Below are 17,278 nucleotides of genomic sequence, written 5' to 3'. Positions count from 1 at the left end.
GGTTATCGGCTTCGGCTTCGGTGAGCTTCGCAGAGCTATCGCGCTTGTGCGGTAAAGATATTGAAATTGAAGAATATTTTTGAGAGCCAATAAACGAATAGCGCCCGCTGGGGGAGGAGGTCCAGCGGGCGTCATTTTAAGTGACAGGCAACCGGGAGGAGGAGTGTTGCCCATCTGATCGAAGCGGCGCTGGGAGGAGGAGTGCGCCACTCCGAATTCTATGATGCGAACCTTTCGGCGCGCTGACCTTTTCCACTTCTAAGTGGAATCGGCTGGTCTTGCCGCTGACGGCCCCGATCGCTTGCGCTGATCTCGCTCCGTCTTCTTGAAACCAAATATACGTCGGCGGCTGCGATTTGTGCAGTGCAATATCATCATGGATGATATGCGGATTCTGCATAAGCCTACCTGCCGATCCGTCCTTGCCTGTTGTTTACAGAATCCCATCAAAATCTTCATATTCCGTTAAGAATATGTGCCGTTTTTTGGGGAGGGTCTTGTTCCCGACTGATCGGCGCGGCTGGCTAGGAATTGGCCGTGCCTATGATATGTGTTGGCGACCATGCGCATTCAAGGAGGGCATTCGATGTACCGGGGGCGGATCGAAAGAGACTTCAACAGCTGGATCGCGAAGGGGTTGCTGCAGCCTGATGCCGCCAAGGCCATGCTGGCTGAATATGACGCCCGTGAAACGGTGTTCAGCGCGGGCAGGGTGCTCCTGGTCATGGCAGCCGTGCTTTTGTCAGCTGCCATCTTGTTGCTCGTCGCCGCCAACTGGGATGCGATCCCGCGTTTGGTCCGCGTCCTCGGTATCGTTGGCCTGATCTGGGTTTTCTATCTTTCTGCAGCGCTCTGCCTTGCGCGCGGTTTCCGTGGTCTGGGTGCCGCACTGCTTGTCATGGCCACCATGTCCTTCGGTGGTGCGATCGCGTTGGTCGGGCAGATGTATCATCTCTCCGGCGATGCGGTTGATGCGCTGCTCGTCTGGTTTGCCGCCGCCTGCGTGGCGACAGTCGCGTTCCGTTCGGCGGCCTTGTCCGTTTTTTCCGGATTTCTTGCCTGGGCTGTGTTCGGACAGCTTGTCATGGACAATGATTACAGTTTCGAAGGCAACGGCCTGATCTATCTCGTGCCGGCCCTGGTTGTGATCGTCATCGCGCTTGTCCGCTATGCCAATGGCGGTATGGCGCGCCATCTGGCCTATCTGCTCGCCCTGGCCTGGCTTGGCTGGCTCTATATCGAGATCAGTGAGATGTGGCTCGCTGCAGTTCTGTTCGGCCTGGGCCTTGTCGGCTTTCTGGCTGTCAGCTTGCCCATATCGCCGGTCTATCGCTTTGCTCGCGAGGCAGGCGCCGGTCCCGCATTCTACAGCTTCCTGCTGGCCGTGCTGGGGCTTGCCGCCCTGCATACGGAAATCGATGGGCTGGGTGAGGAGATCGTGCTCGGCGCAACGACGTTGGCAGTCGCGTTGGGTGGTGTCGCCATTGCCGGCCGGCTGAATGGTGCGGTGCGGTTTCTTGGCTATACCGTCTTTTCCGTAGAGACGCTTTATCTCGCCTCGGAGACGCTTGGCAGCATTCTTGGGACGTCCGGCTTCTTCCTGATTTCCGGCGTCGTCGTCGGCCTGATCGCCTGGCTGGTCATCCGACTGGAGAAACGGCTTTCGGGGAAAACGGCGTTGACCACCGCTGCAGTGGAGGGAGCGTGACATGAGCAACAATCCGTTGATCCGGCCTTTGTTCGCGGCCATTCTCGTTGCACTGCTGCAGACAGCTGTCCTTGGCTACATGATCGAAAGCCGCGCCTCCATCCTGCGCAACGGCGTCGATGTCGTGCTGAAGACCGTACCGGTCGATCCGCGTGACCTGCTGCGCGGGGATTATGTCGTTCTGTCCTATGACATTTCCAACATTCCTGCCGACAAGGTGACGGGCGGATTTCCGACCGAGGCGACGGATGCGCAGGTTTCCGTCCGGCTTGAAAAGCAGGCTGATGGTTTCTGGACGATTTCGGAAGCCTCGTTTGGAACACTGGCCCCGAAGGAAGGGACGGTGATCGCGCGCAGTTCGCCCTTCTACTTCTATCCGACGCCCGACAGCCCGGCGTCATCCGTCAATGTCGAATACGGTATCGAGCGCTATTATGTGCCGGAGGGTGAGGGGCTGGTGCTGGAAGAGGCGCGCAATGCTTCCGCCCTGTCGGTGACGGCCAGTGTCGATGGCGATGGCCGGATGCAGATCCGCTCGATCGCGATCGATGGAAAGCCGCTTTACGAGGAGCCTCTTTACTGATCTCCGGCCTATACTTGTCATCGATGTGACAAGAACCCGCGGATATCGGCATTTTTCCTTTGATCCATTGCAAACGGGTGATATAGAGACGCCGCGCTCGGGAACGCCCTGAACCCGGTGCAGGCTTGTTTGTGGCGCTTTGGCCGTGACTTTCCTGCGTCGATGCGATCAGGCGCTGCGGTTTTCTGAACGCGGGTATGGTGAAATTGGTAGACACGCCAGATTTAGGTTCTGGTGCCGCAAGGCGTGGGAGTTCAAGTCTCTCTACCCGCACCAGAATGAAGCGATGCCTTGGGCTGGCCCCTGGCGTCAACCGGAATGACGGCGCCATTTTGCTTGCAAAACGGCGACCGATTTGCGTAAAGCCACTCCCGGCAAATGGATCGGCTCAATTGCTCGTGCAGAAGAACAGCGACAGAGCCCTGTCAACGTGAAGTGAAGGTTTGAACATGCAGGTTATCGAAACGCTCGCTGAAGGGCTGAAGCGCGAACTCAAGGTCGTCATTCCGGCCAAGGACATGGAAGCTCGGATGAACGAGCGTCTTGAAGATGCCAAGGGCAAGGTCCGTATCAACGGTTTCCGCCCGGGCAAGGTGCCTTTCGCCCATCTCAAGAAAATGTACGGCAAGTCGATCATGGCTGAGCTGGTCAACGAGCTGGTTCGCGAAAAGCCGACCGAAATCTTGTCGGAGCGCGGCGAAAAGTCGGCGACCCAGCCGGAAATCGCGATGACCGAGAACGAAGCAGAAGCGGACAAAATTCTCAACGCCGAAGCCGATTTCGAATTCACGCTCGCTTACGAAGTCATCCCGGCGATCGAACTCAAGGACGTCAGCGGCATCAAGGTCACGCGCGAAGTCGTCGATATCGACGAATCCGAAGTGACCGAGCAGATCCTCAAGATCGCTGAAAACGCCCGTACCTACGAAACCAAGAAGGGCAAGGCTGCCAACGGCGACCGCGTTACCATCGATTACCTCGGCAAGGTCGACGGCATTGCCTTCGACGGCGGCAAGGACGAAGACGCTGAGCTGGTTCTCGGTTCGAACCGCTTCATCCCGGGCTTCGAAGAGCAGCTGGTCGGCCTGAAGGCTGGCGACGAGAAGGTTATCACCGTTACTTTCCCGGCTGAATACCCGGCTGCAAACCTCGCCGGCAAGGAAGCCACCTTCGACATCAACGTCAAGGATGTTGCTGCTGCTGCCGAAGTCGAAATCAACGACGACCTCGCAACGAAGCTCGGCCTCGAATCGGCCGACAAGCTGAAGGAAGTCGTTCGCGGCCAGATCGAAAGCCAGTACGGCTCGATGACCCGCCAGAAGGTCAAGCGTCAGATCCTCGACCAGCTGGACGAACTCTACCAGTTCGACACGCCTTCGCGTCTCGTCGACGCCGAGTTCGACAACATCTGGCGCCAGATCAACACCGACCTCGAGCAGGCCGGCAAGACCTTCGCTGACGAAGACACGACGGAAGAAGAAGCCCGCGGCGAATATCGCAAGCTGGCTGAACGCCGCGTTCGCCTCGGCCTCGTTCTCTCGGAAATCGGCGAAAAGGCCGGCGTTACCGTAAGCGACGAAGAAATGCAGCGCTCGCTGTTCGAACAGCTGCGCCAGTTCCCGGGCCAGGAAAAGCAGATCATCGACTACTTCCAGAAGACCCCGGGTGCCGCCGCTTCGCTGCGCGCACCGATCTTCGAAGAGAAGGTCGTCGATCATCTCCTGTCCGAAGTAAAGGTCACCGACAAGACCGTCAGCAAGGAAGAACTGCTGGCTGACGACGAGGACGACGCTTCGGAAACGAAGAAGGCTCCGAAGAAGAAGGCTGCCAAGGCTGAGGCCGCGGAAGGCGAAGAAGCCGCTGCACCGAAGAAGAAGGCTCCGGCCAAGAAGAAGGCTGCTGACGACAGCGCCGAGTAATCCGCTTTTGATCGACAATGAAAAAGCCGCCCCGAAAGAGGCGGCTTTTTTGTTTGCAGTGTCAGCCAACTTGGCGGCAACGGCACCATATTGGTAATTTATCAAATGAAACCCGCCTCGGTACGGGCCGAGGCGGATTTCATTCATCGGCGTATTCAGACAACAAGGAAGTCCGTGTTTGTCAGTGCCAGTCCTGCGGTTATCCTCGCGAACTGGATTCCGGCCGTGGCGCCGGTCCCGTCCGAATCGTAGAGGAGATCGCCGGTGTCGGTCTCATAGATGATGCGATCGCTGGCATCTGTGGCAAGCCCGCTGGTATTGGCCTTGAAAGCTGCCGCTGCCAGTACGCCGAGCGCACCGACCTGGGTGAAGATTGCATTTTCCAGAGAGATGATGTCATCGGCGACGTTGAAGTCGAGGATGCGGTCCAGATTCGTTGCGGCGTTCAAAGCCGTGTTGAAGTTGAATTCATCATCGCCCGTTCCGCCGGTCAGAACGTCATTGCCGTTGTAACCCTTGATGAGGTCGTCGCCGCCCCCGCCATTGATGTTGTTGTCGTCATTATCCGCATAGAGCTCATCGTTGAAGCCCGAGCCGATCATGTTCTCGATGGAGTTGTAGGTGTCGCCGGTGGCTTCGCCGGTATTGCCCCCCGGGCTGGACAGATTGGCGATAACACCTGACCCAGCACCGTCATAGGAGGCAGTATCCCTGCCATTGCCGCCGCTCATGTAGTCGGCGCCAATCCCACCGATCAGGATGTCATTGCCGTCGAGGCCGAGCAACTCATCGTTGCCGGAATATCCCTTGACCGTGTCGTTGCCGTCATAGGCAACGATCCGGTTGTTGCCGCCGGTTCCATACAGGAAGTCAGCGTAGTTCGATCCAGCCAGATTTTCGATCAGGCTGTAGGTATCGCCGGCTGCGTCTCCGGTGTTCGCGCCGGGGCTCGACAGGCTGGCGATAACACCGGCCGTCGCGCTCAGATAGGATGCGGTATCCGTTCCGTTGCCGCCCCAAAGGTTATCTGCTCCGGAGCCGCCATCCAGACGGTCATCACCATCTTCGCCACTCAGTGTATCGTCACCGCCAAGACCTTCGACGACGTCGTCTCCGGCGCCGGTAAACAGGCCGTTGACTTCACCGGAGCCGGTGACGAGGTCCTCGCCATCTCCGGTGACAACCCTTTCAACGCTTGAAAGCGAGATGTCGAAGAAGCCGGCCCAACCGATTTCATAGAACTCGCCATCCTGAAGATTCACGTAGACACTGAAGGGGGAAAAGATGACCGTAGACGTGTCGAACGTGTCATAGCCGGCACCGCCAAAGTAGGCTTCGCCTACGCCGCCTTGCCAGCCCTGCATGAGGTAGAATCGATCGTTGCCGTTATTGCCGTAGACGAGATCGACACCGGATCCGGCGGTAAGCGTATCGTTGCCATCCCCGCCCAGCAGTGTGTCGTTGCCGTTGCCACCGTCCAGTGTGTCGTTGCCTGCGGCTCCGCTGATGGTGTCGTTGCCTCCGTTGCCGACGAGAATATTGCCGAGAGCGTCGCCTGTAATCGTGTCGGCGACCTGGGTGCCCCGCACGTTTTCGACATTCACGATCGAATAGGGACCGCCAAAGGTTGGCGAAAAGTCGTAGGTGTTCGCGCCGAGATTAACGATCGCACCTCTCGACGTATAATTGCTGACATCCAGCACGTCGTCGCCGGAACCACCGTCGGTATTGTCGCCAAACTCGCCATCGCGGACATAGAACGTGTCGTTGCCGGCATTGCCGTTCACCGTATCGGTCGAGAAGCCGCCCTCAATCCAGTCATTGCCGTCTCCGCCATCAATGATGTCGATGCCTGAGCCGGCGAGCAGGGTATCGTTTCCGCCATTCCCCGTCAGGGTGTTGTTAGCATTGTTTCCGGTAATGCTGTCATTGCCCGAGCCACCGATGGCGTTTTCGATGAGCGAACGGCTGTCGCCGTTGAACTGGAATGCGTTGAAGACGTTGCCGCGGGCATAGCCGCCATTCGGGCCACCACCGAGATAGGCAAGCTGGGCGGTGGAGAATGTCGAGCTTTCGCCAGGACGAAGATCGAGCCGCAGATTGGTCGCGTAGTTCGACAGATCGTAGGTATCGATACCGTTGCCATCCCAGATCGTCGAGAAAATTCGGTTGGCGCCGGGGTCGATCGCCAACACTCCGGCAACGTAGGAATTGCCGTTGGTCGGATCCCAAGTATAGACAGTATTTCCGCTGTTGACGGTGAAATCCGCGCCATACATTGTCTGGAGGGCGAGGATGTCGATCATCATGTAGGTCTGTGGCGCGCCCCATTGCTCGTAGTCATAACCACCCGAATTGTCGCCGATGAAGCTGGCGTAGGTCATGACCGTGAATTCGATCGAATTGTACGCAGCCGGAACGGCAGTGTTACCCGGTCCACCGGTTTCATGGCCATGCTTCAACCCGAGCGAATGACCCAGTTCGTGAATCATCGTATGCCAGGCATAGTTGCCGGCCACGGGGTTTTTCAGGCTGTTGCTCGTCCCGTCATAGGTGTTCCCGAAGAAGGTATCGCCGCCATAGATGCTGTTGTTCGGATAGAATGCATAGGCGGTTCCGGCATCGCCGGAATTCGCGGCGCGAATTGTAGAATTGCTGGTTCCCGCACCATTGTAGTCAATGGTGAGATTGGTGAAGCCCTCGACGGAGAAGCCGCCAGAGCCGCCGAGCTGGGTGTAAATGGCTTGGTTCAACGCTGCGTGGAAAGCGATCATCTGCGCCGCGGTAAACTGCGAAAAAGCCTCATTCTGTGCGCTGATGCCGTTCGCGTTCTGGTCGGACGAATAACCGGCCTGATAGTCCCCCGAAGCATCCGTATCGCTGTAGGTGATGAAGGTTTCGTTCCAGCGCACGCCGCTGAGCACGCCATCGATCAGGGCGTTGCCTGTGGCGGCAACCGCGATTGTCACGGAAGCGTCGCCATTCTCCTGTGGGACGTTACTGGATCCGCTGTTTGCTGGCGCGGGTTCCGGAGCCCAAAGGGCGTCCGACGATGTCAGCAGTGGCAGGACGACGGATTTTGCCGGTGTCCAGATGTCCGCCACACCGGGTGCAGTATTGCCGATGGAAAAGCCTGCCAGGCTTGCGGCTCGATCAAGGCCCGAATAGCCGGTTGTACGGCCGGGTTCCGATGCCGCGGCATCGGTGAGTGACGTGATTTTCAGCTTCATTGCCATGAATGCCTCCCTAGTTGCACGACCCGCAAAAAGGTGATGCAACGCGCTCGGTGATTTGAGGTTTAGTTACGAAACTGCACTGCAATGCGCACAAATGCCCTCGCCGACGGTCGCTTCACGCGATCATCGGAACATCAACTGCAAAACTGCACTCTGCTGGCCGCGTTACCCAGATTGGGGTGAACGGTCGTTCTCTTTCAAAATGAACTTGAGGTCGTTGGGTAAGTGCCATGGAATTCGCCCCACGGTTTTATCCGACGCAAAACGCAACCCCAAAGATGAACTTAAATACCGCGTAGTTCAGGTAATATATTCGCAATGAACGGCGATCGCCGTTCAATCATGTTCGCGGCTACTTGTAATTAGTCTACGCTAAATTAATTAAACGAACAAGACTAATATCCCTCTCACTCCGTTGCGGTGTGTTTTGAGGGGCGTCGATTGCGACAAAAAATCGCTGGCGTGCCAAGGGTGAGAGATAGCTTATCGGTCTTCTGCATGTGGAGTGACATGCGATGAAAAAAACGCTTCCAGGAACGGTTGTAATTCCTGTTGTCTTTACGGCGGCTAGCCTGCTTTCAATGCCTTTAACTCTCGCAAACCAAACAGGAGAGGCCCCGGAAATGATGGATAGGCCGCCGGATCCCGAAAAAGCCGTGGCTTCGGAATATGCGGAGATAAAAAGACGAGGGACGGTCGAAGCGTTCGAGTTGTTTGTCGCGCGCCACCCCGATCATCCGCTCGCCGATGACGCTCGCAGAAACCTGAAACGGTTGCGTGGGAATTGAACGGATTCCCTGCGGATTAGGCCAATCGCTTTCATGTGGAGGGGTAAACAAGGAGTAAAACGGCCACGCGAGAGGGTCGTTTCACGGAGTCTGGAGCGGTGTGCCTGCGCCGAAACGAGACAACGGCGCATCCATCGAAAAGTTTAAATCCCGGGCGAGGGCTGCCGGAAACTGGATGCCCTAAAAAGCTAGGTCTTCGGCGTAACCTCACCCATGCGGTTGCTGGCATCGAGCCCCGCAATCTTGTAGGCCTCAGCCAGTGTCGGGTAATTGAAGGTGTTCTCGACGAAGTACTCGACTGTGCCCTTCAGGTTGAGGACGGCCTGGCCGATATGCACCAGCTCCGTCGCACCTTCGCCGACGATATGCACGCCGAGAAGGCGCCGGGTCTTCAGCGAGAAGATCAGTTTCAGCAGGCCGGAGTCGAGGCCCATGATGTGGCCGCGCGATGTCTCTCGAAAACGGGCTATGCCGCATTCGTAGGGGATACCACGTTCTTTGACTTCTTCCTCGGTCAGGCCGCAGGTCGAAATTTCCGGAACGGCATAAATGCCGTAGGGAAAGAATTTCGGCGGTTCCTTGGCGATCGCACCGACGGCGACCCGGGCGGCGATGCGGCCCTGTTCCATCGAGGTGGAGGCGAGGCTCGGGAAGCCGACGACGTCACCGGCCGCGTAGATATTCGGAACCGATGTCTGAAAGGTTTCCGGATTGACGCTGAGACGTCCACGGCTGTCGGCTTCAAGCCCGGCGGCCGGCAGGTTGAGTGTGTCGGTGGCGCCCATACGACCGGCGGCGAACAGCACCATTTCGCAATGGATGACGCGGCCGCTGTCGAGCGTGATCGAGCATTTGCCGTCCGGCGTGCGCTCGACCTTTTCGGCCTTCTGGCCCAGATGCAGCTTCATGTTGCGGTCACGCAGCTGATAGGTGAAGTCCTCGACAATCTCCTTGTCGATGAAATCGAGCATCGTCGCTTTCGGATCGATCAGTGTGACCTGTGTGTCGAGCGCGCTGAAGATCGTGGCGTATTCGATGCCGATGACTCCCGCGCCGATAACGGCCATCGAGCGCGGCAGATCCTCGATCTCGAGAAGTTCGTCGCTGTCCAGCACCGTCTTGCCGTCGAACGGAATGTAGTTCGGCCGGAAGGGTTTGGTGCCGACGGCGAGCAGGATGCTGACAGCACTAACCTGGATGATCTCTCCATCGTCCTTGACGATCTGTAATGTCTGCGGGTCGATGAAGCTTGCCTTGCCGCGCAGGTGCTGTACCCGGTTGCGGGCGAACTGGTGCTCCAGGACTTCGACTTCATGGTCCAGCGTGATCAACAGGCGGCGGCGGAGGTCGTCGGCATGGATCTCCTGCTTGACGCGGTAGGCTCGGCCATAGAAGCCGCGCTCACGCCAGCCGGTGAGGTTCAGAGCCGTTTCGCGCAATGTCTTCGACGGGATGGTGCCCGTGTGAACCGATACGCCGCCGACGCGTTTTCCCTGTTCGACGACAAGAACCTTCTTGCCCAGCTTTGCGGCCTGGATGGCGGCTCTTCGGCCTGCGGGGCCACTGCCGACAACCACGAGATCGTACTGGTTCATGACGCGTTTCCGATGATGGAGGGAGAATCATTGTGCGTTGCGGGAAATGTCGCTTGCATGCGTCTATAACGTCAATCTTACAGTTTCATAAAGCCCGATAAATGCTTGCCGGCGCCTGCTGATGTGTATTTCACGAAAAGCGATTATAATTATTCCAATATGATTGGATGTCGGTCGTCTGCGCGCGCATCTTGATGTGATCCGAGCGACGGAAGGTATCGAGCCGGTAGCGGGAGGTGACAATGGCTTTGCTGGAAACTGGAAACAGAACCGAGCAGGAAACGATCTCTTCGCGAGAGACGCCCACCAATCCCGCTCGGGAGAAACCGCGCAGCCGGCCCGGCGTTGTCGCAGCCGCCGTCTATGAGCATGGTCAGCGCACCCATGATATCGAGATTGGTCAGGCGCATGAATGGCGCGGTCGCGAAAAGGCGGTGGTCTGGATCGGTCTTCATGAACCCGACGAGGCGCTGCTGCGTGAGGTTCAAGCGGAATTCAATCTGCCGGAACTGGCGATCGAAGATGCCAATCACGCCCATCAGCGGCCGAAACTGGAAATCTACGGAGATTCGATCTTTGTTGTGGCCCGCACGGCGCATATGGGCGGCGAGGAGATCGTTTTCGGCGAAACCCATCTCTTCGTCGGCCAAGGCTATGTCGTGTCCGTTCGCCATGGACCGTCTACGTCATACAATCTCGTACGCCAGCGCTGCGAAGCCTCGCCGGCAGCCTTGGCGCACGGCGAGAATTACATCCTCTATTCCATTCTAGATTTCATCGTCGACAATTACATGCCGGTCGTCGAGGGCATTCATGCCGAGGTCGAAGAACTGGAGGAACGGGTTCTCCGGGACCGGTTGGACAAGAGGGATATCGAGAGGCTTTATTTCTTGCGCCGCAGTCTGCTTCGGCTTCGCAATGCTGTGGTGCCGCTTGTCGATGTCTGCCGTCGTCACGAACATCTGGAATTGCCGGGCATGGATGCGACGCTCCATACCCTCTTCCGGGATGTGACGGACCATGTCCGTCGCGTGCAGGAAGATATCGATACGTTGCGAGAGGTGTTGGCCTTCACCTTCGAGGCCAGCCTGATGATCGGCCAATCCGAGCAAACGGAGATTTCGCGAAAGTTGGCGTCCTGGGCGGCGATTCTGGCGGTGCCGACAGCGATCGCCGGCATCTACGGCATGAATTTCGACGACATGCCGGAGTTGAAGTTCCGATACGGTTACTTCGTTGTGCTGATGATCATCGTCTTTATCTGCAGCATGCTGTACCGGATGTTCCGCAAGGCGAAATGGCTCTGATACCAATGGCGTTCAGATCAGCCTCAGGCCCTTGAGGCTGGCATGGCCATCCTTGCCGATGATGATGTGGTCGTGGACGGTGATCCCCAGCGGCTTGGCCGTGTCGACGATCATCTTGGTCATTTCGATATCTGCCCGCGACGGTGTCGGATCGCCGGACGGGTGGTTGTGGACCAATATAAGCGCGGTGGCGGACAGTTCCAGCGCACGCTTGACGACTTCGCGTGGATAGACGGGTGTGTGATCGACCGTGCCCGTCTGCTGCACCTCGTCGGCAATCAGCGCATTGCGCTTATCGAGAAAGAGAATACGGAACTGTTCGATCGACTCGTGCGCCATGGCGGCGTGGCAATAGTCGATGACCGATGACCAGGAGGCGAGCACCTGCTTGCCCTTCAGGCCGCTCTTCAAAGTGCGATGCGCGACAGTCGAGATCAGCTTCAAGTCGAAGGCAACGGCCTCGCCGATGCCCTTGACCTCCTGCAACAGGGCCGGAGACGCGCCGAACACGCCGGCGAGCGTGCCGAAGCGTTCCAGCAGCGCCTTGGCGATCGGCTTGGTATCGCGGCGGGGGATGAGCCGGAACAACAGCAGTTCGAGGATTTCGTAGTCGGCGAGCGCCGTATCGCCATGGTCTTTGTAGCGTGTCCGAAGGCGATCACGGTGACCGTGGTAGTGCGCTTCGTCTTGTGGGACGGCCATAAGTCCCAACCCTTGGCGCTTGGGCTGCTGCTCGGCGAAAAAGCCCCTTTCGTCAGCCGGTTGCGAAATGTCGCCGTCGGAAGAAGGGGGCTTGGTCATCGAAAACCTTATGCAGGCAGCCCGGGACGGTCGAGGCCGCCCGGCGACAATGTGAAGATTTCGCAGCCGGTGGCCGTAACGCCGACGGCATGCTCATATTGCGCCGAAAGCGACCGGTCGCGCGTGACGGCCGTCCAGCCGTCGGCCAGAACCTTCACATGCGGGCGGCCGAGATTGATCATCGGCTCGATGGTAAAGATCATGCCTTCGCGCATTTCCGGGCCTTCATTGGCACGACCGTAATGCAGGATATTCGGCGCGTCATGGAAGAGGCGGCCGACGCCATGGCCGCAGAAGTCGCGAACCACGGAGCAACGCTCCGCCTCGGCATAGGTCTGGATCGCCTCGCCGATCGCGCCGGTGCGGGCGCCGGGCTTGACCGCGGCAATCCCGCGCATCAGGCATTCATGGGTAACTTCCAGCAGCCGCTGGGCGGCGCGCTTGATTTCGCCGACTGGATACATGCGGCTGGAATCGCCGTGCCAGCCATCGATGATATAGGTGACGTCGATGTTGACGATATCGCCTTCACGCAGCGGCTTGTTGTTGGGGATGCCGTGACAGACGACATGGTTGATCGAGGTGCAGGAAGACTTCGTATAGCCGCGATAGTTCAAGGTCGCGGGCAGGGCGCCATGGTCCATTCCGAAATCGAAGACGAAACGGTCGATCTCGTCGGTCGTCACGCCCGGCTTCACGCGGCTGGCCAGTTCGTCGAGGCACAGCGCCGTCACCTGGCAGGCGCGCTTGATCCCGGCGAAATCTTCCGGCGTATAGAGACGGATGACGCCTGTATTCTTTAGGGGCGCTGACGCTGCCTCGATATAGGTGACCATTACAGAACTTTCGGTTGTCTTTCTGATGTCATAGATCAGCACGGGCGGGTTCGTCTATCGGGATCAACCCGTCAGGCAAGATTTGCTGCGGCGAAACTCGGCATTTTAATGCAAAAGCTTCGACGCCGCGCTGTCTGGCCCGCTCGAACGCCTGCGCGTAGGCTGGGTCGAGGTCGTCGCAGACGCGGAATGTCGAACAATCATCGCGCTGGATCAGGTAAATCATGATGCCGCGATGGCCGGCCTCGACCATGTCGCCCAATTCCTCGAGATGCTTTGCACCCCGAACGGTCGGGCTGTCGGGAAATTCGCCAAGGCCAAGTGTTCGGCTGAAGTGAACGTTCTTCACCTCGACATAGGCGCGCTTGCGATCAGGATCGGTCAACAGCATGTCGATGCGTGAGTTGCGGCCGTATTTCTGCTCGCGCCGCAGTGTCGCGTAAAGATGAAGATTCGATACCTGTCCGGCCAGAATGGCTTCCTCCGCCAGCCTGTTGGGCAGGCCGGTATTGACGCCCACGACCGTGCCACCAACCTCCACCATTTCCAGCATATGTGGATATTTTCGCGTCGGGCTATCGTGCTCGGACAGCCAAATCCTGGAGCCCGGTGCCGTCAAGCCACGCATCGATCCGGTATTGGGACAAAACCCTGTAATCGCGCTACCGTTCTGAAGAACGGCATCGAACAGGAAGCGCTTGTAGCGCTGGACGAGAACGGCGGGCACGAGCGGCCTGTCGAAGATCATGGGCGGTGATTGTCCGGCGAACGATCAGGCGCGCGCGCGGACATAGGAGCCCGGCGCCTCTTCCAGCGAATTGAGCTTGCCGCCGGTCTTGCGCGCCGGCACGCGTTCGCCATCGAGCGTCTCGATCCAGGCCTGCCAGTGGGGCCACCAGGAGCCAGGCGTTTCCTTGGCACCTTCGACCCAATCCTCGAATGTTCCCTCGACCGGTCCGCCGGTCCAGAACTGGTATTTTCCCCTGTCCGGGGGGTTGACGACACCGGCAATATGTCCCGACCCGGCCATGACATAGGTTACGTTGCCGCTGAAGAACGTACTGCCGACGAACACCGATTTCGCAGGCGCGATGTGATCTTCCCTGGTCGCGAGATTGTAGATCGGGATGGTGACGTCGCCGAGCGAGATTTGCTTGCCCGCGAGCACCATCTTGCCCTTGGTCAGGTTGTTTTCGAGATAGCAGTTGCGCAGGTAGAAGGAATGGTTCGCCGCCGGCATGCGGGTGGAATCGGAGTTCCAGTAGAGCAGGTCGAAGGCCGACGGCTCCTGACCCTTCAGGTAGTTATTGACGAAATAGGGCCAGATGAGCTCGGAAGCACGCAGCATGTTGAAGGCCATGGCCATCTTCGAGCCGTCGAGATAACCGGTCTCCTTCATTCCCTCTTCGATCTGGGCAATCTGATCCTCATCCGCGAAAACCTTGAGATCGCCGGCATGAGTAAAATCCACCTGTGTGGTGAATAGCGTCGCTGAGCTAATGCGGCGGTCGCCTTCTTGCGCATGCAGGGCGAGCGTTGCGGCCAGCAGCGTTCCGCCGACGCAATAGCCTATCGCGTTGACTTCTTCCTCGCCGGTCGCCTGCTTGATGATATCGAGCGCGTAACCGATGCCTTCACGGGCATAGGATTCCCAATCCTTGGCCGCGTGGCGTTCGTCCGGATTGACCCAGGAGATGACGAAAACGGTATGCCCCTGATCGACGCACCATTTGATGAAGGATTTTTGCGGGTTGAGGTCGAGTACGTAGAACTTGTTGATCCAGGGCGGGCAGATCAGCAGAGGCCGCTTCAGAACGGTCTCCGTCGAGGCATCGTATTGCAGGATCTGGCAGACATCGCTCTGGCCGATCACCTTGCCGGGCGTGACGGCGATGTTTTCGCCGACGGCGAACTTGCTCGTATCCGTCTGGCGCAGTTTCAGGTCGCCCTTGCCGGCGGCAATATCCTCGGCCAGCATCTGCATGCCCTTGACCAGATTGGCGCCGCTGCTGGCGACTGTCTCACGATAGAGTTGCGGGTTTGTCGTGACGAAATTGGCGGGAGACAGCGCGCTGGAAATCTGGCGAACGTAAAATGCAGCCTTGTGTTTAGTATGCTCATCAAGCCCTTGCGCCTCATTGACCATCCGGTCCGCCCAGTTCGATGTGATGAAATAGGCCTGCCGCAGGAAATCGAAGAAGGGGTTTGCGATCCAGTCTGCGTCGGAGAAGCGTTTGTCGTTACGCGGCACCTCGGCGGGGTCGCTGACGGTCTCGCCGCTCATCCGCTGCATCGTGCGCGTCCACATGGCAAAGAAGCTGCCCATCAGATGGGTTTGCGCTTCCAGCGTGCGGCGCGGATCGGATAGCCAGTATTCGGAAACTTTAGAGAGCGTCTTGACCATGTCGACGGCCGGCGTGGCGACCATGTCGGTCTTTTCACCACTTTCGCGCGGAGCGAGCCAAGCTGAGGCGGCCTTGCCGATCTGTTCAAGTGTGCGCGCGAGATTGACTGTGAGGGCTTCCGGGTCCTTGACGATATAGGGCTCGACGGATTTCGGGTCGAAACCGGGAAAACCATCCGTGCTGCCGCCGGTCTGGCCCTCGGCCTTCCTGTCTTCTGCCACCCCGTTTCCTCCACAGATGTTTGTTTGTTTTGTCTTTTTACATTCTGCCTTAAAATGATTACAAGTGCCAGCGCATGTTGGACTCGCAAGTCTGGCCCATGGCCAGCTTCGGGCAGTGATGGCATGGTATGCGCGGGATATGGCGTGAAGATGAAGTCGGGGAAAGCAGCGATGGCGCGGATTGTGACGGCTCTTGGGGTGGCGGGTTTGATGCTGGCGTTGGCCGCCTGCAGTTCCGCCACGCGGGAAGAACAGCCATCCATCTATTCGGCGACGATGGCCAAGCCCATTTCCACGGATGTCTATCCGGTGATCGAAGGCAAATTGCCGGTGGCGAGCACCCAGATGAGCAACGAGGAGGCCGCGAACCAGTCGGCCCGGCTGACCGCACTCGGAGCCGCCCGTTCCTCCGGTAAAATTTCTGAAGCCGAATACCAACGCCGGCTGCGAGAGCTTCGCCTGCTCGCTGAGAACCACGGCAGCGATACGCTGAAAGAGATACAGAATTAGCACTTGCGTTTCGACTGATTTGGACGCAAAGCGTTTCATGGCCGCGTGGGCCTGATTGCACCGCGCATGTCTCCTTGCACGCATGATTCCTAAGGCATGGAGACCGCGCAAGACGAGGTTTAGAGATGGAAGAGTTTCACAAAGTCCGGCGTCTGCCGCCTTACGTTTTCGAACAGGTCAACCGTTTGAAAGCGAGCGCGCGAGCGGGTGGAGCTGATATCATCGACCTCGGCATGGGCAATCCGGACCTTCCGACGCCGCAGTCGATAGTCGATAAGCTGTGCGAAGCCGTCCAGGATCCGCGCACGCACCGCTATTCATCGTCGAAGGGCATTCCCGGTCTGCGCCGTGCGCAGGCTGCCTATTACGCTCGCCGCTTCAATGTGAAGCTCAATCCCGATACGCAGGTTGTGGCGACGCTGGGCTCCAAGGAAGGCTTTGCCAATATGGCGCAAGCGATCACAGCGCCCGGCGACGTGATCCTGTGCCCAAACCCGACCTATCCGATCCATGCGTTCGGATTCCTGATGACCGGCGGCGTCATCCGCTCGATCTCGGTCGAGCCGGACGAAACGTTCTTCCCGCCGCTCGAGCGTGCCGTTCGCCATTCGATCCCCAAGCCGATCGCGCTGATCATCAATTATCCGTCGAACCCGACTGCCAAGGTCGCGTCGTTGGATTTCTATAAGGACGTCGTTGCCTTTGCGAAGAAGCATGACATCGTCATTCTGTCAGACCTCGCCTATTCGGAAATCTATTTCGACGGCGCGCCGCCGCCGTCGGTTCTCGAAGTGCCGGGTGCGATGGACAACACCGTCGAGTTTACTTCGATGTCGAAGACCTTTTCGATGCCAGGCTGGCGTATGGGCTTTGCCGTCGGCAACGAGCGCCTGATCGCCGCCCTGACACGCGTCAAGTCCTACCTCGACTATGGTGCATTCACGCCGATCCAGGTTGCCGCGACCCATGCGCTGAATGGCGACGGTTCCGACATTGCCGAAGTGCGTAATGTCTACAAGCGCCGCCGCGATGTCATGGTCGAAAGCTTCGGCAAGGCGGGCTTCGAAGTGCCGCCGCCGGCAGCCACCATGTTCGCGTGGGCAAAGATTCCGGAAAAATTTCGTCATCTCGGTTCGCTGGAATTCTCCAAGCTCCTGGTCGAAAAGGCCGATGTGGCCGTGGCGCCGGGTATCGGCTTCGGCGAAATGGGCGACGACTATGTGCGTCTGGCACTCGTCGAGAACGAGCACCGCATCCGGCAGGCTGCGCGCAGCATCAAGAAGTTCCTGTCGACGGCCGACGATACGTTGCACAACGTCATCTCGCTGAACGCACATCGCTAAGCGTCGGTTTTCCGGCAATTTCTAAA

13 protein-coding genes and 1 tRNA gene are annotated in these 17,278 nt (G+C 58.4%); 8 read left to right on the top strand and 6 right to left on the bottom strand.

Annotation, left to right across the window (positions count from 1 at the left end; genetic code table 11):
- Positions 1-586: 586 nt before the first annotated feature.
- The 4 genes from ASG68_RS22445 (at position 587) to tig (ending at position 4,210) form a co-directional block, all read left to right on the top strand.
- On the top strand, positions 587-1,708 hold the full coding sequence (locus ASG68_RS22445; protein WP_062585696.1) for a DUF2157 domain-containing protein: 1,122 nt from the start codon (positions 587-589) through the stop codon (positions 1,706-1,708).
- Between the two features lies 1 nt (position 1,709).
- Positions 1,710-2,291, top strand: coding sequence for a GDYXXLXY domain-containing protein (locus tag ASG68_RS22440; protein WP_062585697.1), 582 nt, complete (start codon positions 1,710-1,712; stop codon positions 2,289-2,291).
- Between the two features lie 191 nt (positions 2,292-2,482).
- A tRNA-Leu gene (locus ASG68_RS22435) sits at positions 2,483-2,567 on the top strand.
- Positions 2,568-2,740: 173 nt separating this feature from the next.
- Positions 2,741-4,210, top strand: a complete 1,470-nt coding sequence (gene tig / locus ASG68_RS22430; protein ID WP_062585699.1) for a trigger factor — start codon at positions 2,741-2,743, stop codon at positions 4,208-4,210.
- A 155-nt stretch (positions 4,211-4,365) separates the two neighbouring features.
- Here the strand turns inward: tig and ASG68_RS22425 are convergent, their stop codons facing one another.
- Entirely contained in the window at positions 4,366-7,446 is a 3,081-nt protein-coding gene (locus ASG68_RS22425; protein ID WP_062585701.1) for a M10 family metallopeptidase, read from the bottom strand.
- Positions 7,447-7,961: 515 nt separating this feature from the next.
- Here ASG68_RS22425 and ASG68_RS31595 point away from each other — a divergent pair.
- On the top strand, positions 7,962-8,234 hold the full coding sequence (locus tag ASG68_RS31595) for a hypothetical protein (RefSeq protein WP_156373661.1): 273 nt from the start codon (positions 7,962-7,964) through the stop codon (positions 8,232-8,234).
- A 188-nt stretch (positions 8,235-8,422) separates the two neighbouring features.
- Here ASG68_RS31595 and sthA read toward each other — a convergent pair whose 3' ends face one another.
- On the bottom strand, positions 8,423-9,829 hold the full coding sequence (gene sthA, locus ASG68_RS22420) for a Si-specific NAD(P)(+) transhydrogenase (RefSeq protein ID WP_062585703.1): 1,407 nt from the start codon (positions 9,827-9,829) through the stop codon (positions 8,423-8,425).
- Between the two features lie 242 nt (positions 9,830-10,071).
- Between sthA and ASG68_RS22415 the strand changes: the two genes are divergently transcribed.
- Complete coding sequence (locus ASG68_RS22415) at positions 10,072-11,136, top strand: magnesium and cobalt transport protein CorA (protein ID WP_082478034.1); 1,065 nt, start codon at positions 10,072-10,074, stop codon at positions 11,134-11,136.
- A gap of 12 nt (positions 11,137-11,148) precedes the next feature.
- On the opposite strand, the gene radC is transcribed toward ASG68_RS22415, so the two are convergent.
- The 4 genes from radC to phaC are packed head-to-tail and all read right to left on the bottom strand — an operon-like array spanning position 11,149 to position 15,399.
- On the bottom strand, positions 11,149-11,937 hold the full coding sequence (radC, locus tag ASG68_RS22410) for a RadC family protein (RefSeq protein WP_062585705.1): 789 nt from the start codon (positions 11,935-11,937) through the stop codon (positions 11,149-11,151).
- An 8-nt stretch (positions 11,938-11,945) separates the two neighbouring features.
- Complete coding sequence (map, locus tag ASG68_RS22405; protein WP_062585707.1) at positions 11,946-12,773, bottom strand: type I methionyl aminopeptidase; 828 nt, start codon at positions 12,771-12,773, stop codon at positions 11,946-11,948.
- Positions 12,774-12,801: 28 nt separating this feature from the next.
- On the bottom strand, positions 12,802-13,521 hold the full coding sequence (gene sfsA, locus ASG68_RS22400; RefSeq protein ID WP_062585709.1) for a DNA/RNA nuclease SfsA: 720 nt from the start codon (positions 13,519-13,521) through the stop codon (positions 12,802-12,804).
- A 24-nt stretch (positions 13,522-13,545) separates the two neighbouring features.
- The gene (phaC, locus tag ASG68_RS22395; protein WP_062585710.1) at positions 13,546-15,399 is read right to left on the bottom strand and encodes a poly(3-hydroxyalkanoate) polymerase subunit PhaC; all 1,854 of its coding nucleotides are present in this window, start codon (positions 15,397-15,399) and stop codon (positions 13,546-13,548) included.
- A 150-nt stretch (positions 15,400-15,549) separates the two neighbouring features.
- Between phaC and ASG68_RS22390 the strand changes: the two genes are divergently transcribed.
- A complete protein-coding gene (locus ASG68_RS22390) occupies positions 15,550-15,909 on the top strand; it encodes an SHOCT domain-containing protein (protein ID WP_244484316.1) in 360 nt (119 codons plus the stop codon).
- 125 nt (positions 15,910-16,034) lie between these two features.
- Positions 16,035-17,252, top strand: coding sequence for an LL-diaminopimelate aminotransferase (locus ASG68_RS22385; RefSeq protein WP_062585712.1), 1,218 nt, complete (start codon positions 16,035-16,037; stop codon positions 17,250-17,252).
- Positions 17,253-17,278: the final 26 nt, after the last annotated feature.

It is taken from the genome of Rhizobium sp. Leaf453, assembly GCF_001425605.1.
Lineage (GTDB): Bacteria > Pseudomonadota > Alphaproteobacteria > Rhizobiales > Rhizobiaceae > Pararhizobium.
The sequence above is the reverse complement of the archived record's forward strand: the minus strand, read 5'-3'. Positions and strand labels throughout refer to the sequence as shown.